Genomic DNA, 22,586 nt, shown 5'->3' with positions numbered 1-22,586 from the left:
TGAATGAGCCATAATGGTTATCATTTTAGGCTTTTAAGAGGTTTTCGTTAGATTAAAGTGTCTATAATAAGGCTTTTGTAATTGTCGTAGAAACCTGCATCTACACTATCTGTATATTTAGCAAAACCATTGTTAGTGGCAATCCAAACTCTGTTCTTGGAATCAATAAATAAATCATTGATTCTATCGCTTTAAAGTGGAAAGTTGAGTTCGTTGAATATAACTGTGCCATTGTTGGCTATTCGCTATAGATCACCATAGAAGGATGCAACCCACAGAATCCCATTCGTGTCGAATTGAAAATCCACAATAAAGTCATCTGTGTCAAGATCATTTAGGGTAAGTAACTCAACTAATTTGATTGTATTAGCAGAGGGGTTATCCAGCTCTTCACAGCTGCCAAATAATATTGCAAGTGACACTAAAACCCATGCACATCGTGTGGTTTTAAAAAGGGCAGTTTTAATACTCGGGCTCATATTAGCTTCGTTTTGTTAGATTGATTCTAATGAGGAGCCATCATTTTAAATAATTTAACATTTCGGTAATTGCTTCAGCGAAAGTTATTTTGTCAGCATAATATCTATTTAGCGTCAAAAGATGTTTATCCTTTCTATATTCTGAAAAAATGTTCCTGTCAAACATCAATATTATATAATCATCAAAGCCTTTTTTGGAAAACTCCTCCTTGCAAATTTTTCCACATAAGTAAAACAAGCTTGCATGCCAAAGATGTATTGGATAATCTATTGCAAGTTTATTTTGTTCGAAGATCTCGGTTATTCCACCCCTCCAGGGCCCACCATAATTAAATAATAAGTGCGAACCTTCATGAAATATTGTTTCTACAAAACTTAAGGTTAGTGCCCTAGGGTCTATTGTAGAGATAAAAATGTTCATTCTTGGGCGTGACGGTGTGTAAGCTCCAGCATAATTGCCATAAACCGTTAAATCAATCCTTACCTTGCTATTAGCCGGCCACTTGTTTAATGAGAGCTTCTCTATTTTTGGTATTACTGGAGATTCAATATCTTTTATTAAATCAATGTGTTTTTGAAGGACTTTTAAATTGTGAGACTTATGAACAGGCCAAAAAGTGTTTTTATAAACTTCTGAAGCATTATTCAATATGTCTGTATACTCCCTCGATATCAAGGTGTCCTTTATTTTGTGACTGTTTTTATGATTCTGTAGCCAAACTCGGATTTCCCCTAAATCTCTAAGAAGGTCTTTTTGGATAAGGTTTTGGGCATAAAACTTAATTGAATTATCGAGCTGCTGTCTTTGGTGTTTACTGAGTGAAGCATAAATATCAGATTCACCTATGTCCTGGAACTCTAAACCATCTTCTTGAAGCTTTGCAATTTGACTTCCTTTAGCTTTTTGGTAGAGAAAATGGTGGAGGTTTACCCAATAATCGATATGAAAGGAGTAATACACGGTTGAATCAACAGAAGAATTGGTCAAAATTTGACCTAATGAGTTAAAGTAACAAAAGAGTAAGAATAGAAATGTCAGTTTTAGTTTCATAGGCTATATTTTTACACCATTCATGTCGCTGTCCTCATCAACCAACTAAAATTTACTTTTTATAGTACTTGGTAAGCATCCCTAGCCAAGTCGGCATATCTATAAACTGACTATTCCAAGAATTCCATTCCGCAGGAAAACTGGTAATGTCTTTACCACCTTGCACATAATCAATAGTATCTTTCATAATTTTAACAAGAGCATGAAGATCGCTTTTGTTTGCTAAGGCTCCATGTCCTGTGACTATTATTGTTTGTTCATTTATTTTTTCTGAAATCGCATCTAGTACACTTATCAAGTTTTTTGGATCTGATGCGTAAGGAAGCGCCTCAGGAGCGAGAATTATATCTCCTAAATCAACTAAATTGAATTCTGGAATATGTACAATAGCATCGCCATTAGTGTGCCCTTTACCGAGATGGAATATATTGATTTCAATTCCTTCAAATGAAAGCAGCAGAGAATCTGTAATCAATAGATTTGGCCAGTATTCCTTATCAAAAGGTTCTTCGGGGCCATATTGAGCTTTATTTTCAATATTGCTCAAGGTATTTTGATGGGCTATAATAGTAGTATTGTCAAAGTTTGAATTGCCTTGTGTATGGTCCCCATGGTAATGTGTGTTGATGATATATTCAAGAACTATGTCATTCTTATCCAAATAGGACTTGATTGATTTCCCATATTCGCCATACATAGCGTCAACAAGCACTCCGTTGTTATTTTTAACGATTAATAAAGACTTTACAGAAGTTTTATCATCATCTGCATTAATGTGAAAAACGTTATCAGACAATCGGTCAAAACTGACTTGTCCAGGACTGACAGTAAAGGTGCAACAGATTAGAATCAATGAAACAAATACAGTTTTAATCATTACTATCAGTTTTGAGTTTTTCAATATTTTTTCGGATTATAATTTTCATTCGTTCAGGCATATTAAGCAATAGCGCTTTATTATAATGAGTCATTGCCAGATCTTTTTGTCCTTCATCTGACGCTATTGCTCCAATATAATAATGAACGTTACCATTATCAGGTACGATATTCTCAAACCACTGAAGCAAACTTAAGGCGTCTTTATTCTTTTTATTTCTATAAAGTTCGGCAGCAATTTCAAGTATACTTTCAGTAGGAGGAATTAAGCGACCGTTCATACTTTTTTCTAGCTCGGTGTACCACGGCTTTAGTGACGCTAGCCCTTCATCCGCATAAGTATCTGCTATCATGGTCTTTAGTTCAGGCCCCGGAAAGTAGTGGCTAAGACCTTTGTGAATGCTGATACTTACATTTGAAAAATGGCTTTCTCCCCTGTTTGAATCATAAATAAGTGTCATTTGGTCATCTAAATTGTTAGATTTTAACCATTCATAATACTCCAAATTAGAAGCGACATTTCCACGGTCAAATTCACCTGTAGATATGTAAACCATAGGATGATTCTTTATTTGAGCGTTCTGGTATTCGGGGTTGAAAAGAAATTTATCCTTCCACCAGGTGCTTGGGCTAATAGCAACGTAACCGTTAAATAGATCGGCCTCTTCAAAGAGCACAAAGAGGGCAAACAGTCCACCAAAGCTGTGACCTATAATTAGCCTGTTTGAGCTTTTGAAATGGGTTTCCTCAATATGTGGTATTAATTCGGATTGCATAAAGCTCAGAAATTGCTCAGCGCCACCACTACCCGGAAATCTTGCTTCATCCTCACTTGGTGTGAAGTCTCTTGTTCTATTTACATTTTTAATGGAAACTAATGCCACATTAGGAATACGCTCCCAGCGGATCAGCAAATCGATTAGGCCTTTTGTGTAGTTGAAATTCCATTCACCATCGAGTAGATAGATGGTTGTAATGGGGGAGTTTGAATCAAGGTTTGCAGGCCTATAAATAGTTAAAACTCTTTCTTCATCAAGAGTTTTTGATTGTAATTTAACTTCCTCAGTTACATATTCAACTCCATTTTGGGCATTGGTTGAGTTGTAGCAAAACAATAGTATAATTGGTATTATTTTCTTCATGGCACTTTTATTTATTAAGGTATTCAAAGCTTGATACTACCTCAAAGTCGGGCGTATTATTCATTAATTGCTCAAGTACCCATTTATGATTGTCACCTACTATAATCAATAACCTGTCATCAGGTTTATAAATTTTTAGTAAGTGAGCCATCATTCGGATATTTCGCTGATACCACCGTCCGAGCCAGTCAGCACCAATCCAGTTGTTGTCAATTCCTACTCTTATTTCAAAAGCATGCATTCTTTCAATATTAAAGGTTTGCATTTGAGGTGCATTTCTGAGCTTTATCTCATCATAAAGTGTCTGGCTTTTAAGTAGTTTCTCGTTGTGCTCAAAATTCTCAATGATGAGGTCTTTATAAATGTCATAAAAACCAACATCAGCACTATCCGCGTACTGCTCTAAACCTTCGAAAGTAAAACCCTCTAAAGAGCCTATGAAATCCGGTTGATTGTCAAAGAAATAGATAGAGTCATGATTCATCTTCATGGCTGTTTTAAAACCCAGTTGAAAGATCTCGTTAGCAAGAGTATCTATCGAGAGCTGTCCGGCTTGGTATTTACTATACATTAGACTATACTTTTTCTTGAATTCTGGCCGTTTTTCAATGATTACTTTTGAGGGCTTAAATTCAGCAAGGGCATTGACTAGGTTATCAATCTGTTTCTGATTTTCTTCTGATAATTCATTCCTCTCTTCCTCCTGATCGAAATGATAGGTGCCAACAACCATCACTTTTACTTTAGGAATGGAACTGTAAGTTTTAATTTGAAATTCATGGTTGTTTTCTATCGAATTGAATTCAATTGGTTCTGGAAAATCGGTGCAATTCAATAAAACCAGAACCAAAAGGAAGGGTATGCGTTGCTTCATTCTTTTTCAACTTTTGTTTAAAGGTCTTGGAAAGGCCTCTTCAATCATATGTCACCGGAGTGAAGAGTCACATTTTAAACGGGAAGTGATACATAAGGCTGGTTACTACATTTCATTTAAAATGTTTGCTGCTTTAGTATCAATAGGTGTCACTTGGTTATGGTCTAATAGAAAATCATGAAATACTTACCTTTCTTAGCTGTCTTAACGTATGCTGTTTGAGAACCCAATCGGAATTTGTTATCATAATAAGGATTAAACTGTAACAGCAATAATTATGTCACACAAACTGTTAATTATTCTTATCGGTTTAGCTGCGGTTTGGAGTAGTTGTACTGAAAATAATCAGCTTGATTATTCACCAGACAAAGAACAGTTACTTGGGTCTAATCAAAGGCAACGACAGGCTCATATGACTAATGACGCAGCTATGCTTGTTGCTGAACTGTACGATACCCTATGGTCAGTTCAAAATGGCACCATAAAAATGAATACAAATGAGGAGGTGAAAGAAAGGTTTGACCAATACTTCAGTATGGTTAACTATTACAAGTGGGATGATGTTGAAGAACCTGTAATTCGTATTTCTGATGATGGTACTTTGGCCACTGTTTCTGTTAAGAAAATAACTACAGCACGATTTAATCCCAAAGATTCCACTTCTGCAATTGGAGCAACACAGTTTGCATGGACAAGTTCTTACAAAAAAGTGAATGGAGATTGGAAAATATATCAGATGGCTTCAACCAGAGAAGAATACGAAAGTGCAGATCCCTCATATTATTATGATAAAGGGCAACTGCTTTTAGATTCTGGACAGCATAGAGAGGCACTGTCAATGTTAGAGAAAGCTTTTTATTTAAATAGGGTTGATAACGCTATTAAAATGGCATACACACAAGCCTTGATTGAAAATGGTGATCTTGAAAAGGCCAGTAGAGTATGTCTGAATATGGTAAAATCGGGAGTGTCAGTTAGCGATGAAATCATATCTCAATTGAAAGAGTCTAAGTACTATGAGCTTATTCTTAAGCATCTTAAGCAGAGTTCTACATCGATTTCAAATTCAAAAATATTTACTGAACTATCGGAAAAAGCAATTATTCCTGAAGGCATTGCTGTAGATGGAAAGACTGGCAACGTTTACCTAAGCAGTACTTATAAAAGAAAAATCATCAAAATTAGCCCGGAAGGCATAGTTGAGGATTTTGTAGCCACTCAACGAGATGGTCTTTATTCAACCTTAGGAATGGAAGTTTATGAAGCTGCGGATGAGCTTTGGGTTATATCAGCAGCTATCAACAAGTACTTGCCTATGTTGGAAGGTAATCATGAAAACAAAATACAATCTAAAATATATAGATACAGTCTAAGTGATGGTGCGCTAATAAAGGTTTATGATTTGAAAACTAAGGAGCCTATTGCTTTTAATGATATTACAGTTTCAAAAACGGGTGATGTTTTTATTACTGAGTCTTTGCAGCCTGCTGTTTACAAGATATCACGTGAAGCTGATGAAATTGAGCTATTCCATAAAGAAAATACTTTTAACAGCTTCTACAATGGACTGGCTCTTTCTGAAAATGACAGTATTTTATTTGTGTCGCATTCCAACGGTATTATGAGGTTAAACACTAACACTGGTAATTTTTTGAGTGATGTTATGCACGCAGACAGTATTACTCTTCAGGGAATTGATGGAATGAGTTATTATGAGGGCAATTTAATTTGCCATCAAACATCATTGACCAACGGTATTGAAATGTATTCATTATCCCCTGATGGTTCCAGCGTTGTAAAAAGAACTACATTAGAATCGAATAATGAGTATTTTGATCAGGCCTCTACTGGTGAAATATATGACAACAAGTACATCTATATTGCTAATGCTCAAATGAGAAGCGCCTTCGAAGAAGGGAAATTAAAGCCATTGTCAGAATTGAAACCTCATGTCATACTTGAAATGAAAATTTCAAATTAGAAGTTGTTAACTATTACCTTAGTTTAAGGTCATCCGCATAAGATAGAGATGAATACCTTCGGCCCAGAAGTTATTCTCAATTTTTACAGTTTTTAAATCAAACTTTCCGAAGAACTTTTCGGCATATTGAGAGGTCCACACCTCTATACTTTCTAAATTATTTTTTGAGACCATCTCATCTATGCAGTGCTGTACTATTTTAGTACCGTATCCTTTACCTTTACTCTTTGGGTTAAAAAAATACCATGATAATCTTCCTAGTTTGTTACCAATAATATGGTAACCACCAGCACCTAAAATTTCATTATGCAGCTCAATTACAAAGAAGGTGTCAGCATAGGTTTCCAGATAATCATTTAAGTCTTTAATTTCTTCTGGAGCAAAATATTTGGGAGTGTTAAGTTCAAATAACGTTCTGATTCGATTCCAGTCTGAAGATGTGTATTTACGGATCATCTTTTGGTTTTTAATTAGTTAACCACTCCTTCAGCTCAGGCGTCACTTTTCTACTCACTACCTGTACTTCTGTTTCGGGCTTTAGCGATACACATACCTGGCCTTTAAAATAGGGCTCTAGCCAGTTGATGGATTTTTTGGAAACCAGGTATTGCCTGTTTACTCTGAAGAAGTTCTGTGGATTTATAAGCTCTGAAAGTTCACTCAGGTTATAGTTGACAATAAACTTCTCATTGTCATGAGTAACTAGATATACCCACTTGTCTGACGCCACAAAATAGGCAATTTGGTCAACCTCAATAGGTAAGAGCTTGTTGCCTCTTTTAACTAAAAAATTGCTCTTGTAGGATGTCTGGTTTAACTCAGACAAGGCGATATTAAATTTTTTCGGATCGAAGGCCTTTTTCATTCGCTCTAAATTGGAAAAGGCATCTTCTAATTTTTCAGCATTAATTGGTTTTAGCAAATAGGCAATGCTGTTCACCTCAAAGGCCTTTATAGAGTAGTGATCATAAGCTGTAGTAAATATGATAGGGGCTGAGATCTTTATTTGCTTAAATATTTCAAAACTCGATCCATCGGCAAGTTCGATGTCCAGGAAGATAAGATCAGGTTCAATCTCACTCAGAAGTGCAACTGCCTGATCCACGGTATCAGCAATAGGCAGAATTTTGAAGGTGCTGTCATAACTTTTTACAAGCTTTTTAAGGTTGTTGGCAGCCAGAGGTTCATCTTCTATTATTGCAATCTTCATAGTTAGTCAATCAAGGGCAGGGCTATTGTAAACATCTCATTATCCTTATTTATCCTTAGCTTTTTGTAAGTAATAAATTCATACCTACGCGCGATATTATCCAGCCCGGTTTTGGTGCTATTTATTTTGCCTTTTTTAGGTTTGATTTTATTCTTTACCACAATTTCATAACCATCACTGGTAATATCCACTTGCAACGGATATTTTTCAGATACTTCATTATGTTGTAAGGCATTTTCTAATACTACCTGCAGTGATACTGGAGGTATTTTAAGGTTTTTGTATTTATCATCTATCTCAATGCGTAGATTAAATTTCTTCTTAAATCTTGTTTGTAAAAGGAATGAATAATTGGTGATGAATTTAAGTTCATCTTCTAGGCTAACCACCTCATTGTATTTATTTTGAAGTATATATCGGAATACTTCAGACAGATTATGCAGATACTGCTTAGCGGTATCCAAGTCTTCATCCATTAAAGCACTCAGAATGTTGAAATTGTTAAAAAGAAAGTGCGGACTTAGCTGATTTTGTAAGGCTATGAGTTGCGATTTGATATTTTCTTTTTCTAGTACCTCTGCACGAATTGAAGCATTTTTCCAATTGGTAAGGAAGTAACCAGCATTAACAAATGCCAGGAAAAACAAAGAGATGAAAATGCCTATCGAATTGTAAAAAATGGCCGATGGGAAATATATATTCATATCCCAATAGAAATTGTAAAAGGAGTAGTAAGAAGCTGTGATTAATAAAGGAGTTACAATAAATGTAATAATCAGCTCACTAATGAGCCTCTTTGTAAAACTGTCATTCCATGATAGTTTTTTTTCCAGCAAATTGCTTTTCCAATTCTGAAACTCAAGAAGCATAACGAGCGAAACAAATACTGCTGTGGTGTATTCTGCATACGCATAAATGGCAACATCTGTAAGACTCGCATTTTGAATTAGTATTAAAACTGCATACCCTGGTAGAGATATTAAAGCCGCTAATAAAATTCTTATGGTGAATGAATTGTATGTTTTCATCTCTGGTAAATTACTAATTATTGCAGTTACTAAGGATTATTTTTCTTACATAATTGCCGTAAGCGACAGTTACTTCTGCTGTTTCTGACTCTAACAAATACCTACCATCTGATTCAATTGTACCTTTCCCTTTACTAATCTCGTATTTGGCTTTTGTTGATAGAGAATATTTTGTGCCAGAGTTTGTGGTGACTATGGGGTTTACTCTTTGAAAAATCCTTCCAGGCATGGAGTGGCTGGGTATACATTCATTAATCAGCGTAATTTCCTTAATAGTTCTATCATAAGTTTCGGTAAAGATTTGTAGCGCGTACCCAAGTCTGTCGGCCCACGAATCATATGTATGAGTGCCGTCAGGTACTTCATAATAATATGAGGCACCAGATTTTATTGCGTCCATACTGTCAAGTACATCAATAAAGGGTACATAATAATTCCATTCTGCAGTACCTAAATCAAACCAATGGGTTAATGGCTTATCTCTTTTTTGGGGTGGTTTTCTGATAATTTCATAATCTCTTACCCAATAGCTGGGTGAGAAGGAGGCCACAAAGGAGAAAGTATTGGAAGATAAACCCGCCCATGTGCTGAATAACCCACCAAATGAGGCTCCGGCAATCCCTCGTTTGCAATCATCTATGGAATACCTTGACTCAACATATGGAATAATAAGCTCGTTAATTTTAGTGGCATATTCCTCTGCTGTATTTTTAACAGGATAGCTAGCAAGATAGGGGATGTATCTTTTATTTCGCTGATTACCAGAATAAATAGCGACAACAATAACATCATTTATAGTTCCTTGTGCTATAAGGCTATCAAGTATGTGTTTCATGTTCCAGCCCTGACTTGTAAATATGGTCTCACCATCATTAAAGTATATCACAGGGTATGATTTATTCGAATCATAATTAACTGGAGTATAGACATCCAGATCATACAGATCATAAACGGAATGGTATTTTATTTTGCTACTGCAGTCCTGACTGTATGTTATATTATAGCATAAACTCATTATTAGCCAATAACAGAAAATCCTCATTAAGATTATGTATTAATTATATGTGAGGGTATAACTGTTTAGCTTCAAAATGAACTCGCTATTGACCAAGTGTCACTTTTGCCAACTTAAATTACATTTTAATAACCTGAAGTGTTTGAGGCTATTCTTAACTTATTCAATTATATATTCTAGAATGGTAGTTTTAACAATGTTAGAATTATCAAACTGCCCTTCTTTATAATGTGCCCAGGGACTGTTGGCAATGTACAGAAACCTGTTGTCAATTAATATGCCCTGAGTTGGTTCGTCCAGAATGTCCAGCGCCTGATCTATAACCTTGGCTTTTGCTACACCTAGTCCAGACTTGTCCAATTGCAAAAGCCAGGTTTTCTTTGGAGAAACTCCATTTTGTATACCAATAAGCTGATTCTTATAATAATATATCCCATCGAAGCCCTTATCAGATACGGTTTCAGGAAGGTTGACTTTTTCTACTTCCCTATTTTTTAAATTTATTCTGTAAAGACCTGAAATATAGTCAGATAGATACAAGTATTCTTCACGATCAGACATTGCCAGCCCCTGAAGATTCCAAACTTTTTGACTCAGATCAAACCATAGTTCAGGCTCTGTGTTAAGTGTGATCTTATATATCCTATTCTCTCCCGTATCCGAGATTAATACAGAACCGTCATCAAGTATTTTAAGATCGCCAAACATGTGATTGCCTTCTAACACATGTTTTTTCAATATTTTACCATTTTGATCTAAAGCGAGAATAGAGGAGCGACCTTTTAAAGAATCATTATAATCCATCATTTCAGGGAGTGCGCCAGTACAAGCCCATAAAACCTTGTTTTTTTGATCATATTCAATCCCCATTACGGAAAAGATGTCGCTGTCAGTTTTGAAGTTGATTAACTGCGTGATACTTCCATCTTGTGAATACTGAACAATATTCCTCTTATTGACCCCACCAAAATAAAAGTTTTTGTTTTTGTTGTCATAGGCCATTCCTTCAGGATGGATGTTCTGAATTTCAATTTGCTTATAAACTCTGCTGTTTTGAAAACGCTGCTCTAAGCTTTCTTTTAGTTTAGTTAATTCCAAAAACTCTGCATGTAAATTAAGACTAATGAAATCGCTATCACCCTCAATGCTCGTTTTTGAATTCATGAGTATAAGTCCTTTAAGGGTTTTAATTGACTTTTCTTGATTATCATTTAATGAGTATGCTGCGGCTAAATTGTAAACAAGTGTTGGGTGGTTTGGTCTAAGACTATTTGCCTTTTCAAGAGAAGACAAAAAGAGTGGATAATCTTTTTGTTTATAAGCTTCGGTGCTTTTGTTATAATAATACATAAGGCTATCCTGTGCTATAGATTGCCCTGATAAACCAATGGCGATAATTAATAATAATGTCTTCATACCTTAATGTTAAGGACAAGGCAATTTGGAAATTATTGATATCAATTAAAAGCTCACATAATTAGGATAAAGATGAAATAAACTTGAATGAGCTATCAAGTCCTCTAATGGCCTTTTCTGCTCAATTGTTAATTCCCAATAGGTGTTGCTTCATAGTGCTTTAGTGCGTCTTCACTTAGTCTCCACCCTCTCAAAATCAATCTTATAACTAAAATAGTATATGCTTAATGGAAAGACTATGCAAAGTATTATGAAAATAGGGCTGATTTCAGGTGATCAGCAATATGCCAATGACTTCAGACTAATATTGAATGTATGTAATGGTTATTCATTTCAAGGTGCAGTCAATGTAGATCAAGTGGATTGGATGAATATGATTTTTAAAAACAGCGATGTTGTTATCATTGATTTGGATTCAGTAAACTACAAGTCTTTATATAGGTATCTTCAGTCTGACGATATCAATATTATAGGTGTAGGCGGAAACGCTGGATTATTAGATGATTATTTGGAGTTCGGCATAATTTCCTATCAGGGCAACAAATATGCTTATAAGGATATACTGGATATGATAACATTTCCTGATTCTAATAGTGTCTTTAAGCACCTTGTCAATAAAAGCCATCAGGTGGCCTTTGCTATTGATTCAGATCTAACATTAAGGGAGCTGGAGGTTTTGAAAGAGCTAGGTAGAAGCCTCTCTTACAATCAGATTGCCAACAAATTGTTTATAAGCAAAGAGACTGTTAAAACACATCTTGAAAACATTTACTCAAAACTCGAAGTAAAGAGTAGATTTAATGCTGTTGAGAAGGCTAGAAACATTGGTATAATGTAGATATTCAGGTTTTTGATCATATTGGTTTAAGTTGTTAAGATTAAAACAATTTGAGTATTTGCTTGACCAATGAAGCCACTTGAAAAAGTGGCTTTTTTCATTTCCCGGCTAAAGAAAAATTTCACAAAACCAAGCTAGTCAGATTGGGGGATATTTTTCGATTTATTCTGACGAGCATCTTAAAATATAAAATTAAATTATTGTTTAAATAATTGATAATCAATTACTTGTAAATCTATAAATGGAAATTAAAATCCCCATTTTCGAGCCAAATGACTGAGTGCTGTTAGGAATAGTTTTGTTGAGTTGCGTAAGGAGCGCAATGTTTTTTATCAACCTAACAAAACAATATGAAGAAGTTTTTACAATTGAGTTTCATGTTGATGTTCGCATTTGCTTTTAGCGAATCGTGGGCTCAAGAACGCACCGTTTCCGGGAAAGTAACGTCCATCGATGATGGATCATCGCTACCAGGAGTAAACGTTGTACTTAAAGGTACAACTACAGGTACTGTTACCGATGTCGATGGGAATTATCGATTATCGTTGCCTTCAGATGGAGGCACCTTGGTATTTTCATTTATTGGACTTTCAACCGAAGAAGTGGCAGTGGGTGCAAGATCAGTAATCGATGTTCAAATGTCACCGGATGTCACCCAACTTTCTGAAGTTGTGGTTACAGCGGTTGGTATTGAGCAAAACAAGAGAGCATTAGGTTACTCTATTCAGAATGTAGCAGCCGATGACATTGTCAATGCTCGTGAGACCAACTTGGTTAATGCATTGAACTCAAAAGTAGCAGGTGTGAGTGTTGTGAGTTCATCAGGTTCACCAGGAGCATCTGCTAACATTAGAATTAGAGGTAACACTTCCATTAACGGTTCTAACTCACCACTTTTTGTGGTAGATGGTGTGCCAATTGATAACTCAGAGGGGGGGCAGGGTAATGGCACCGGAGGTGTTGATAACTCAAACAGGGCGATTGATATCAATTCGAACGACATTGAGTCATTGACCGTACTGAAAGGCGCTTCTGCTACGGTACTTTATGGTATTAGAGCCGCTAATGGTGCTATTATTATTACTACTAAAAAGGGTAAGAATGGTAAGGCAAAAGTGAATTTTAATACTTCGTTGACTTTTGATCAGGTAAACAAATTACCTGAATTCCAGAAGAAATATGCTCAGGGTAGACCCGTTGGTGGTGTTAATGTTTGGAGAGGGCCAGACACGTTTGAAGGAAACAGCTATGGACCAGCTATTGCTGATCTGGAGTTTGATGGATCAGATTATCCTTATGATGTAAATGGCCGATTAGTACCCAAAGGTACTGGAAATGGTGTACCTGCACGCAACTATAATAATGCTGAGAATTTATTTATTACCGGACAGACTTGGGATAAAAACATTTCAGTTTCTGGTGGAAATGAAAAGTCTACTTACTATTTATCTTTTGGTAATTTAACTACGTCAGGTATAGTGCCAAATTCTGAGTGGGCAAGGACTACAGCCAAACTTACCACAGATACTAAAATCAATGATAAGTTGACTGCAGGTATGTCTGCTACCTTCTCTAATACTGGTGGAAGTAGGCTACAAAGAGGGTCTAACATTTCTGGTGTAGCACTGGGTTTGTATAGAAATACACCCACGTTTGATGCTGGAAACGGAAAAACAGGACAAGAGGCTGCAGATGATCCTGCTACTTATCAATTACCTGATGGATCACAACGAAGTTACAGAGCGGGTGTTTATGATAGTCCTTACTGGACAGTGGCAAAGAACCAGTTTGATGATAATGTCAACAGAATAATAGGTAATGTGAACTTACAATATGAGATTACTCCATGGCTGAAAGCTACCTACAAAATCGGACTCGATCATTATACAGATAGAACCAAAGGTTTTGCTGATCAAGGTGGAGCGGCATTTCCGACAGGAACTATTGTAAATCTTGATAGAAATAGAACCGATATAAACTCTGACTTATTATTTGTCATCAATAAAGACATAAATGAAGATTTAAACATTAGTGCCGTTTTTGGACATAACTATTATACTTTTGATGCTTACACAAGTGAAGATATTGGGACTGATTTTGGGTCACCGGGATTTAGTAATATCTCAAATGCTGCAACAATCCAAACTTTTGAATTATGGGATAGAAAGCAGATCAATGGTGTTCTTGGAGATATTAAATTAGATTATAAGAATTTCTTATTCTTGAATTTCACAGGCCGTAATGACTGGTCTTCTACCTTGCCAGAAGATGCTAATTCTTTCTTCTACCCAGCCGTGGCGTTAGGTTTCGATTTCACAGAAGCTTTTGGACTTGCTAATGGTCCTATCTTATCTTATGGAAAATTAAGAGGGTCTTGGGGACAGGTAGGTAATGATGCGCCTCTTTATGTGACCAATAGCTATTTCAATTCTGCAGAAGCAACTGGCGATGGTTTTATAGCTGGAGTTGGATTCCCTGCTTTTGGAACTAATGCGTTTGAAAGAAGTGCCACTTTGGGTAATGATAAGTTAAAGGCTGAATTAACCACCACTTATGAATTTGGTGGTGAGTTCAAATTTTTTAACGGAAGACTGGGTTTTGATTACACCTACTATAATAGTGAAACCGTTGACCAAATCATCAACATTAACATTTCGAATACCACAGGTTTTGGCGGGTCCATTGCCAATGCAGGTACTATAGAAAATAAGGGTCATGAGCTATTAATCACTGGAAATCCCGTTAAGGTGGGAGACTTCTCATGGGATGTTGAAGTTAACTTCACGCAATATGAGTCGCTTGTGAAAGAGTTAGCAGAAGGAACAGATAGAATCTTCTTAGCTGGATTTACCTCTGCTTCTTCTAATGTAATTGCCGGTAAGCCTTATGGTGCCCTATATGGCAATGCATTCCAAAGAAATGCTGAAGGTAAATTGGTGATAGGTCCAAATGGCTGGCCCAACGTTGACCCAGCTGGAGATAAGTACTTAGGTGACCCTAACCCAGATTGGATTGCCGGTATTAGAAATACTTTCTCTTATAAAGGTATTAGCTTATCAGCCTTATTAGACATAAGACAAGGAGGTGACATTTGGAATGGAACAGGCGGGATATTAAAGACTTTTGGTACGGCCAAGGTAACTGGTGATGAAAGAGAAATCAGAGGTTATGTATTTGATGGTGTTCTAGCAGATGGTGATGGTAATCCAACAGAGGCGGTGAATAATATCCCTGTAGATTTCGCCAATCCAGCTGATGGTATCGGAGGAAACAAATGGAATAGGTATGGATTTGGAGGATTGGTAGAAGAGAATATCCAGGATGGGTCTTGGATCAGACTAAGACAGTTGACTTTATCTTACCAAATCCCTGCATCAATACTTGAGAAGCTTAAGCTTTCCAGAGCGTCTTTTTCAGTACAGGGGAGAAATCTTTGGTTAAAAACTGACTACGATGGTATTGATCCAGAAACTAACTTAACTGGTGCTGATAACGGTATTGGCCTTGATTATTTCAATATGCCAAATACCAAAAGTTATGGAGCTACTTTGAATGTGACATTTTAATTAGTAGACGGTAAAAAAAATATTAATTATGAAAAATTTAAAATATATACTATTACTGACTTTGGGTTTTACAGTATCACTCTCCAGTTGCGAGTATGGTGATGAAAACATTGACCCAACAAGACAGGCAGACGTTCAATTAAATTTGATATTGCCAGCTGCCATAACGCAGGCCGCTTACAACCAGTCAGGTACTGCAGCTAGGTTGTCAGGTATTTTGATGCAGCATTTCTCTGGCTTTGATGCTCAGCAGAATGATTTAGAGAATTATGTGATTGACGAAAATGTATTGAATAACTTCTGGAATTTTGGCCTTTATGGCGGAGTAATGAAGGATGCAGTTGTGATGATCGAGAAAGGAACAGCGGAGGAACAACCTTACTACGTAGGTATTGCCAAAATATTAATGGCCAATGCTTTAGGTACAGGTACATCTATATTCGGTGACATGCCCTATACAGAGGCATTCTTAGGAACTGAGAACCTAAAGCCAGGTTACGATTCACAAGAGTCTATTTACAATTATATTCAGACACTTTTGTCTGAGGCTATTACAGAGTTAAGTAAACCGGCTGTTGGTGGTGGACCAGCGTCAGGTTCAGACTTGATTTTTGATGGAGATGCAGCTAGCTGGATAGCTACAGCACATGCGCTTAAGGCGAGGTATTTTATGCACTTGCAAAAGGTGAATAACAGCAATGCATCGAGTGCATTGACTGAGATAGCCAGTGCATTTACCAGCTCAGCTGGTCAGCCTGACTTTACTTGGGATGCAGCCTCAGCATTTTCTAATCCATATGCGTTATTTGGAAGAGGGCGTCCTAATACATTGGTAATCAATCAGGGCCTTGTGACAAAACTAGGAGAAAGAAACGACCCTCGTGAGGATTTGATTACAGACGGTACTAACTTCTACACAGAAGCCACCGTTGGTGACGGAGGATTATTTTGGACCGTCAACACAGCTCCAAGTCCTTTGATTTCATACACTGAATTGAAGTTCATTGAGGCTGAGGCATTAGTGAGAACAGGTTCAGCAGCGGCTGCACAGACATCTTTTGTAGCTGCTGTTCAGGCCAGTATGGATTATATGGATGTGGAAGCTGCAGATGCAGCAACTTACATTGGTAATCTACCTGATATTAGTGCGTTATCTCCAACTGCTGCTGTTGAAGCTATCATGAATGAAAGCTACATCGCCTTATATGGTCAGGCGGAGTTAGAAGTATGGGTCAATTACAGAAGAACTGGATTTCCAGCGCTTACACCTAATCCAAATGGAGTAAAAGGAAACAACCCAAGTGGTGCTATTCCTAAAAGAATAACATATGCTCAAAATGAGCGGATTACTAACGCTGAGAGTTTAGCAGCGGCCATAGCCAATCAGGGAGCCAATAATAATCTTGATGTTCCTTTATGGGCTTTCAAATGATAATTATTAATTAAAAAAATAAAATTATTAATATGAAAAATATATTTAAAATAGGGTTTTTATCATTGGCTATTATGCTGATCATTACTGGTTGTGGTGATGAACCATTTGATGTGGCCGATGGAGGAGAGCTATATGCAAACATAAACCCTCCTGCATCACTAAATTTCTTGTATCAACAAACTTCTGACATTACAATAGATTTTGACAAAGCAGAACAGAATGCTACCACCATAGCTTCTGTAGAGGTGACCAAGGTGCTTAACATTGCTGACTTTGATGATGATCCTGATACATCGGATCCAGTAAAGTCTAGCCCGGTAACTTATACGGTTACTGGTGATAGCTTTTCACAGACATTGGCAGAGTTGTTTGCGGATGCTCCAATTAATGGAAATGTTCTGACTGAAGATGATCTAGATCCGGGAGATTCATGGTCATTTAGTTATATTCTCAATGTTACCGGACCTAGCCCTACACCAGAGGCGGTTTTAAATACTCCAAGAACTTCGCAATTAGTATTTTCTTGCCCACTAGATGCTGATTTTACAGGTGAGTATAATATTGTAGATGTTACTGGTAGTTCAGCAGGTGGTGGAGCGACATTGTTTGGTGCAGGCCCTATAACTTTGGAGGAAGTAAGTACTTTTGTGCGCTCTTTTGAGGCTACGTACCTTCCATCATTTGGTATTGGCAATCAAGCACAAACATTTCAGTTTAGACTGGAATGCCAGCGAGTCTTGTTTTCTGATAACCAGAATTCTGGGTTGCAGTGTGTGTCGGGTATAAGCTTCGGCTCTGCTGATGTTCCTAGCTCATTTGATCCTACTGATGACAGTGTGCTAGAAATTACCTTGACAGAGGATGTGAACGGAGATTGTGGCCCAGCAGCCCAAACTACTATTAGATTAGTGAAGATTTAGTTTAGGTGATTTTATAATGGATGGAGGCTGACTTTTTTAAGTTAGCCTCTATTTTTTTAAGTGGTTTTGATGCTTAGCATAAGTATGACCTAAAATAGATTAATAAAACAGTGCATAGCCATCAGGGAGACTCTAATATACATTATTATCAAAAATCGCTTCTTAATAGATACAATCCAATATCTTTGGATTATACTACAACAAGAGATTAGAGATTAATATGCAACTAGAACTAAAAGGCACTGATCGCCATGACATATTTCAGGAAATAGCTGAATACCTTAAATCCTTAAAAATCAATGTTGTATCGCAAGATTTTAACAGACCATGGGGAGGTTTCTTTGTTATTGATGAAGGTCAGGCGCAAGAATTTGCGGAGTTGTTCTTTCCAGGTGTTGAGCTGTCATCACTAAAAATTAGCGGAAAGCTAAGTCCTAAAATTCTGGTTGTAGAACCAGGTAAACGACTTTCATGGCAATATCATAATAGAAGAGCTGAGATCTGGCGAAGCCTCTCTAACAATGTAGGGGTGATCACAAGCTTAACAGATGAGGAAGATGAAGTTAAAACATTGAAGGCTGGAGATGAAATACGCCTTACTCAAGGTCAAAGGCATAGATTAGTTGGACTTTCTAGTTGGGGTGTACTTGCAGAAATTTGGCAACACACAGATGCAAATCAACCTTCTGATGAAGATGATATTATCAGAGTCCAGGATGATTTTGGAAGGTAACACCTGAATTTGTTTTTGGATTAACAATACAGAAACAAAGAGAATTCAATTCAATTTTAGCTCTTAGCTGACATTTTAAACCTTTTCCGATTAATTACATTTATAGTGTTATAACATTTAAACTTATCAAAATGAAAAAAATCTTATTACTATCATTAGTTGTACTTGCTTGCTTAGTTGCAAATCCTGATGCGAATGCACAGGAGTTTCCAAAATTGGATGGAAGTCCTATGGATATGGCGTATTACCCATCAAGAGTAGCTTTTAGAGCATTCGGAAAGACAGATGCAGAAAAGAATGCAAAACCAATAATTCGAGTTACTTATTCAAGGCCGCAGGCAAAAGGAAGAAAAGTATTTACCGAATTGGAAAAACCAGGTAATATCTGGAGAGTGGGTGCAAATGAATCTACCGAAATCATGTTTTTTCAGGACGTAACCATTGACGGTAAAAAGGTGCCTGCAGGGAGATATACAATGTATGCATTACTAGGAGAAGATGATTGGACTATTCATTTCAGTTCTGATACAGATGGTTGGGGACACTACTCTTATAAGCCAGATGACAGCATGGTAGCAACTATAAAAGTACCAAAGCAGAAAACTGAAAGTACTGTGGAGAACATGAGCATTATGTTTGAAGAAGCTGAACCAGGCGCCCACATGATTATCGCCTGGGACGATACCATGGTAAGAGTACCGATAGGATTGTAAAGCAGAAAATATCTAAAAATCTAAAGCGACTCGATTGGGTCGCTTTTTTTTATACCTCCTGGTAGTGTCATTTCTTCATAAAGAATGGTTAGCAATCTTGTTGATATATTAACTAGACCATTTAATGAATCTCATTTCAATAATAATAGTTAGACATAATTATTATTTACCCTCCTAATAATTGAATTGTTGCTAATTGAGCCCTTCCCAATTTATTAATTACTATCATATCAAGGTACTTAAAATTGAAGTTCTAATGGACAGATCTTAATAATTAATCCTGTCAGATTTATTGAGATAAGTAAAGGCGTTAAGAATAATTATAATTAACCATTTTATCACTCTGAAGGCATATTCTTGAGCATGTGTAATTTTTTAATCGTTTCGAAATGAAGTCATGTTTTAAGAGTAATAGTATTCTTTTTTATTTGAAGAATCTGAAATTCAAAAAGCCACTTTTGATTCTCATCATTTTCTTTTCAGCTGGTAATTTAATGGGGCAGAACCCATTTGTTACCATTTGGAAAACTGATAATCCCGGCAGCTCAAATGACAATCAAATAAAAATCCCAACAGCTACAGCATTCGGGTTTACTTATGATTATACGGTGGATTGGGGTGATGGTACCAGTGACACAGGTATAACTGGCGATATAATACATACTTATTCTTCTTCAGGTACTTATCAAGTATCTATATCCGGCCAATTTCCTGCAATTCGTTTTGGAGATGCTGGTGACAAGCAAAAAATATTGAGAATTGATGCATGGGGTGATATTCAATGGGAGTCTATGAACCGTGCTTTTAATGGATGTGAAAACTTAATTTATAATGCCTCTGATGCTCCAGACTTGTCAAATACCACCACACTATTCAGAATGTTCTCAGGAGCTACCAACTTTAATGGAGATCTTAATAATTGGGATGTGAGTACTATTACAAACATGGATCAAATGTTTTACCAAGCGAAGTTTTTTAACGGTAATGTAAGTAATTGGGATGTTAGTGCTGTGGATAATATGAGATATATGTTTTCTCAAACGGATTTGTTCAATGGCGACCTCAGTAACTGGGATGTGAGTAAGGTAGAAGACATGTCATACATGTTTAATTCAGCGAAAAACTTCAATCAGGATATAAGCACATGGGATGTTGGCGCAGCAACAACAATGAATTCTATGTTTTTCGGTGCAACTAAGTTTAATGCAGATTTAAGTTCATGGAATGTTAGTAGTGTAACTGATATGTCTGCTATGTTTTACAATGCTGAGGCATTTAACAGTGAATTGAATAATTGGAATGTCAGCAATGTGAACTCTATGTCAGCAATGTTCAGTGGGGCGATCAAGTTTAACAGTAATCTGAATAATTGGGATGTTAGCAATGTGACGAACATGAGCTATATGTTTAATGGCTGCACAGTTTTCAATGGGGATGTTAGCTCTTGGAATACTTCTATAGTTAGCGATATGTCATTTATGTTTCGTCAAACAGATGCTTTCAATCAGGATATTGGCAGCTGGGATGTATCCAATGTAACTAACATGTCGGCAATGTTTAATCAAGCCATAAAATTCAACCAGGATTTGAGCTCGTGGAATGTAGCTAATGTGACAGATATGTCACATATGTTCAGTTCTGCTGTTGCTTTTAACCAAAATATCAATCTATGGAATACTAGCAGTGTCATTAATATGAAAGGCATGTTCTCAAATTTATCTTTGTTCAATCAACCTTTAAATAATTGGGAAACAGGAAATGTAACAGACATGTCGTTTATGTTTCGGTTTTCTTCAGAGTTCAATCAAGACATCAGCGCATGGGATATTAGTAAGGTTACTACTATGGAGCAGATGCTCAACTCTACTGCTCTTAAAAACTATAACTACGACAAATTGCTCAATAGCTGGGCAAGTAAGGCAAGTATTAGTAGTGTCGCATTTGGTGTTACAGGCGTTTCATATTGTTTAGCGGAGGCTTCGAGAAATATTTTAACAAATTCATTCGGGTGGGTTATTGATGACGCGGGTATTGATTGTACAAAGTCAGATCAGATAATAACATTTGAGTCTCTTATGAGTGTTGTAATTGGCGATTCGAATTTTGAACTTGAAGGTTCAGCATCTTCAGGGCTTAACCTTAATTATGTTTCATCAAATCCTGCTGTTGCTAGCATTTCTGGTTCTACTGTAACCATAAATGGTGTAGGTACAACCACTATTACCGCTACTCAGAACGGAGATTCTTATTTTAATGCAGCAAATAGTGTTGATCAAACACTAATAGTAAAAGACACTCAAACTATTACATTTTCGGCTTTAGGTAATGTTACATATGGTGATGATAACTTTGAATTGAGTGCAGTGGCAAGTTCAAATTTACCAATTACGTATACTAGTGCCGACCCAAGTATAGCTACTATATCTGGCAATACTGTAACTATTGTTGGAGCTGGAAGTACATCAATTACTGCTTCACAATCTGGTAACGATAATTTTGCAGCAGCTCCAGATGTATCACAATTATTGATAGTCAATAAATCAGATCAGACTATTTCATTCAATGAGATAGCCAATTCCACATATGGTGATGCTGATTTTACGATTGACGCAAGTGCGTCATCAGGGCTGCCGGTATCTTTTACTAGCTCAAACCCTTCTGTAGCGTTAATAAATCAGGGCGTAATTGAAATTACTGGTGTTGGGATTACTTCAATAACAGCCAGTCAGACTGGTGACGATAATTATAATGCCGCCATATCTGTCATTCAAACTTTAACTGTAGAAAAATCTAATCAGACTATTATTTTTCAACCATTTGATATTAAGACTATTTTAGATCCAGATTTTGAAATAGAGGCCAGTTCATCATCATCTCTATCATTAGAATTTAAAAGCTCAGATGAAAGTGTTGCAAGAGTAAATGGTACTATGATAGAGATTGTTGGTGTCGGTACTACTGTTATAACAGCCAATCAACCTGGAGATTCTAATTTTGAACCTGCAGAAGAAGTAAGAGAAAATTTAACTATTACCAAAGCAACACAAGTTATCACTTTTAACACATTACCTGAATTAGGCATTGGAGCCTTGCATCAACTAGAGGCCACCTCATCATCTGGATTATTGGTAAGTTTCATTTCATCAAATAATGAAATAGCGAGTGTTGATGATTCTGGTGTCTTGAGAATTCACCAATTCGGAGATGTAACAATTACCGCAATACAGAATGGAGATAACAATTTTTTACCAGCAGTCGAGGCATCACAACTTTTAACAATTGAATCCATTACAAGCGCTGAAAATGGGT

General features: G+C 36.6%; 18 protein-coding genes and 1 pseudogene. 8 read left to right on the top strand and 11 right to left on the bottom strand.

All coding sequences use genetic code 11. The features are described from left to right. Nucleotides 1-47: 47 nt before the first annotated feature. The 6 genes and pseudogenes from E1140_RS22105 to E1140_RS15040 all read right to left on the bottom strand — a co-directional run. Nucleotides 48-185 (bottom strand): annotated as a pseudogene (locus E1140_RS22105) (hypothetical protein); the annotation flags it as partial. 60 nt (nucleotides 186-245) lie between these two features. Then, the gene (locus E1140_RS15060; RefSeq protein ID WP_155185583.1) at nucleotides 246-479 is read right to left on the bottom strand and encodes a hypothetical protein; all 234 of its coding nucleotides are present in this window, start codon (nucleotides 477-479) and stop codon (nucleotides 246-248) included. A gap of 40 nt (nucleotides 480-519) precedes the next feature. Further along, nucleotides 520-1,530 carry a hypothetical protein gene (locus E1140_RS15055; protein WP_155185580.1) on the bottom strand — a complete coding sequence of 337 codons (1,011 nt, stop codon included), beginning with the start codon at nucleotides 1,528-1,530 and terminating at the stop codon, nucleotides 520-522. Nucleotides 1,531-1,582: 52 nt separating this feature from the next. Beyond that, on the bottom strand, nucleotides 1,583-2,407 hold the full coding sequence (locus tag E1140_RS15050) for an MBL fold metallo-hydrolase (RefSeq protein ID WP_155185576.1): 825 nt from the start codon (nucleotides 2,405-2,407) through the stop codon (nucleotides 1,583-1,585). Beyond that, on the bottom strand, nucleotides 2,400-3,548 hold the full coding sequence (locus E1140_RS15045) for an alpha/beta hydrolase-fold protein (protein WP_155185573.1): 1,149 nt from the start codon (nucleotides 3,546-3,548) through the stop codon (nucleotides 2,400-2,402). Before E1140_RS15045 ends, E1140_RS15050 begins: the two co-directional genes overlap by 8 nt. A gap of 7 nt (nucleotides 3,549-3,555) precedes the next feature. Continuing rightward, a complete protein-coding gene (locus tag E1140_RS15040; protein ID WP_155185570.1) occupies nucleotides 3,556-4,422 on the bottom strand; it encodes a DUF5694 domain-containing protein in 867 nt (288 codons plus the stop codon). A 277-nt stretch (nucleotides 4,423-4,699) separates the two neighbouring features. Here E1140_RS15040 and E1140_RS15035 point away from each other — a divergent pair, with 277 nt between their 5' ends. After that, nucleotides 4,700-6,403 (top strand): hypothetical protein, encoded by a 1,704-nt coding sequence (locus tag E1140_RS15035; protein ID WP_155185557.1) that lies wholly within the window; start codon nucleotides 4,700-4,702, stop codon nucleotides 6,401-6,403. 18 nt (nucleotides 6,404-6,421) lie between these two features. Here E1140_RS15035 and E1140_RS15030 read toward each other — a convergent pair whose 3' ends face one another. From E1140_RS15030 to E1140_RS15010, 5 genes are all read right to left on the bottom strand, one after another. Beyond that, the gene (locus tag E1140_RS15030) at nucleotides 6,422-6,859 is read right to left on the bottom strand and encodes a GNAT family N-acetyltransferase (RefSeq protein WP_155185554.1); all 438 of its coding nucleotides are present in this window, start codon (nucleotides 6,857-6,859) and stop codon (nucleotides 6,422-6,424) included. A 10-nt stretch (nucleotides 6,860-6,869) separates the two neighbouring features. After that, nucleotides 6,870-7,613, bottom strand: a complete 744-nt coding sequence (locus E1140_RS15025) for a LytR/AlgR family response regulator transcription factor (protein WP_155185551.1) — start codon at nucleotides 7,611-7,613, stop codon at nucleotides 6,870-6,872. Between the two features lie 2 nt (nucleotides 7,614-7,615). After that, nucleotides 7,616-8,641 (bottom strand): sensor histidine kinase, encoded by a 1,026-nt coding sequence (locus tag E1140_RS15020; RefSeq protein ID WP_155185548.1) that lies wholly within the window; start codon nucleotides 8,639-8,641, stop codon nucleotides 7,616-7,618. 13 nt (nucleotides 8,642-8,654) lie between these two features. After that, nucleotides 8,655-9,656, bottom strand: coding sequence for an alpha/beta hydrolase (locus E1140_RS15015; protein WP_221412706.1), 1,002 nt, complete (start codon nucleotides 9,654-9,656; stop codon nucleotides 8,655-8,657). A gap of 159 nt (nucleotides 9,657-9,815) precedes the next feature. Next, nucleotides 9,816-11,072, bottom strand: a complete 1,257-nt coding sequence (locus tag E1140_RS15010) for an SdiA-regulated/phytase-like domain-containing protein (RefSeq protein WP_155185542.1) — start codon at nucleotides 11,070-11,072, stop codon at nucleotides 9,816-9,818. A gap of 238 nt (nucleotides 11,073-11,310) precedes the next feature. On the opposite strand from E1140_RS15010, the gene E1140_RS15005 reads away from it, so the two are divergent. From E1140_RS15005 to E1140_RS14975, 7 genes are all read left to right on the top strand, one after another. After that, nucleotides 11,311-11,910 carry a response regulator transcription factor gene (locus E1140_RS15005; protein ID WP_185153617.1) on the top strand — a complete coding sequence of 200 codons (600 nt, stop codon included), beginning with the start codon at nucleotides 11,311-11,313 and terminating at the stop codon, nucleotides 11,908-11,910. Nucleotides 11,911-12,260: 350 nt separating this feature from the next. Continuing rightward, a complete protein-coding gene (locus tag E1140_RS15000; protein WP_155185536.1) occupies nucleotides 12,261-15,476 on the top strand; it encodes a SusC/RagA family TonB-linked outer membrane protein in 3,216 nt (1,071 codons plus the stop codon). A 28-nt stretch (nucleotides 15,477-15,504) separates the two neighbouring features. Then, nucleotides 15,505-16,908: a SusD/RagB family nutrient-binding outer membrane lipoprotein gene (locus E1140_RS14995; protein ID WP_155185533.1), complete on the top strand. Its 1,404-nt coding sequence runs from the start codon at nucleotides 15,505-15,507 to the stop codon at nucleotides 16,906-16,908. 32 nt (nucleotides 16,909-16,940) lie between these two features. Then, on the top strand, nucleotides 16,941-17,831 hold the full coding sequence (locus tag E1140_RS14990) for a hypothetical protein (RefSeq protein ID WP_155185530.1): 891 nt from the start codon (nucleotides 16,941-16,943) through the stop codon (nucleotides 17,829-17,831). A gap of 220 nt (nucleotides 17,832-18,051) precedes the next feature. Continuing rightward, a complete protein-coding gene (locus tag E1140_RS14985) occupies nucleotides 18,052-18,564 on the top strand; it encodes a cupin domain-containing protein (protein WP_155185527.1) in 513 nt (170 codons plus the stop codon). 131 nt (nucleotides 18,565-18,695) lie between these two features. Continuing rightward, nucleotides 18,696-19,277: a DUF2911 domain-containing protein gene (locus tag E1140_RS14980; RefSeq protein WP_155185524.1), complete on the top strand. Its 582-nt coding sequence runs from the start codon at nucleotides 18,696-18,698 to the stop codon at nucleotides 19,275-19,277. Nucleotides 19,278-19,666: 389 nt separating this feature from the next. Further along, on the top strand, nucleotides 19,667-22,586 hold a 2,920-nt coding region (locus E1140_RS14975), incomplete at its 3' end, for a BspA family leucine-rich repeat surface protein (RefSeq protein ID WP_155185521.1).

It is taken from the genome of Fulvivirga lutimaris (assembly GCF_009711525.1).
GTDB classification, from domain to species: Bacteria; Bacteroidota; Bacteroidia; order Cytophagales; family Cyclobacteriaceae; genus Fulvivirga; species Fulvivirga lutimaris.
The sequence above is the reverse complement of the archived record's forward strand: the minus strand, read 5'-3'. Positions and strand labels throughout refer to the sequence as shown.

Excerpts from the sequence above, each read along its gene's own strand:
- E1140_RS15035 (WP_155185557.1), top strand. The coding sequence starts at position 4,700 with ATGTCACACAAACTGTTAATTATTCTTATCGGTTTAGCTGCGGTTTGG.
- E1140_RS14990 (WP_155185530.1), top strand. The coding sequence starts at position 16,941 with ATGAAAAATATATTTAAAATAGGGTTTTTATCATTGGCTATTATGCTG.
- E1140_RS15010 (WP_155185542.1), bottom strand. The coding sequence starts at position 11,072 with ATGAAGACATTATTATTAATTATCGCCATTGGTTTATCAGGGCAATCT.
- E1140_RS15005 (WP_185153617.1), top strand. The coding sequence starts at position 11,311 with ATGCAAAGTATTATGAAAATAGGGCTGATTTCAGGTGATCAGCAATAT.
- E1140_RS14980 (WP_155185524.1), top strand. The coding sequence starts at position 18,696 with ATGAAAAAAATCTTATTACTATCATTAGTTGTACTTGCTTGCTTAGTT.
- E1140_RS14995 (WP_155185533.1), top strand. The coding sequence starts at position 15,505 with ATGAAAAATTTAAAATATATACTATTACTGACTTTGGGTTTTACAGTA.
- E1140_RS15000 (WP_155185536.1), top strand. The coding sequence starts at position 12,261 with ATGAAGAAGTTTTTACAATTGAGTTTCATGTTGATGTTCGCATTTGCT.
- E1140_RS15040 (WP_155185570.1), bottom strand. The coding sequence starts at position 4,422 with ATGAAGCAACGCATACCCTTCCTTTTGGTTCTGGTTTTATTGAATTGC.
- E1140_RS15015 (WP_221412706.1), bottom strand. The coding sequence starts at position 9,656 with ATGAGTTTATGCTATAATATAACATACAGTCAGGACTGCAGTAGCAAA.
- E1140_RS15050 (WP_155185576.1), bottom strand. The coding sequence starts at position 2,407 with ATGATTAAAACTGTATTTGTTTCATTGATTCTAATCTGTTGCACCTTT.
- E1140_RS15025 (WP_155185551.1), bottom strand. The coding sequence starts at position 7,613 with ATGAAGATTGCAATAATAGAAGATGAACCTCTGGCTGCCAACAACCTT.
- E1140_RS15030 (WP_155185554.1), bottom strand. The coding sequence starts at position 6,859 with ATGATCCGTAAATACACATCTTCAGACTGGAATCGAATCAGAACGTTA.
- E1140_RS15020 (WP_155185548.1), bottom strand. The coding sequence starts at position 8,641 with ATGAAAACATACAATTCATTCACCATAAGAATTTTATTAGCGGCTTTA.
- E1140_RS15045 (WP_155185573.1), bottom strand. The coding sequence starts at position 3,548 with ATGAAGAAAATAATACCAATTATACTATTGTTTTGCTACAACTCAACC.
- E1140_RS15060 (WP_155185583.1), bottom strand. The coding sequence starts at position 479 with ATGAGCCCGAGTATTAAAACTGCCCTTTTTAAAACCACACGATGTGCA.
- E1140_RS14985 (WP_155185527.1), top strand. The coding sequence starts at position 18,052 with ATGCAACTAGAACTAAAAGGCACTGATCGCCATGACATATTTCAGGAA.
- E1140_RS15055 (WP_155185580.1), bottom strand. The coding sequence starts at position 1,530 with ATGAAACTAAAACTGACATTTCTATTCTTACTCTTTTGTTACTTTAAC.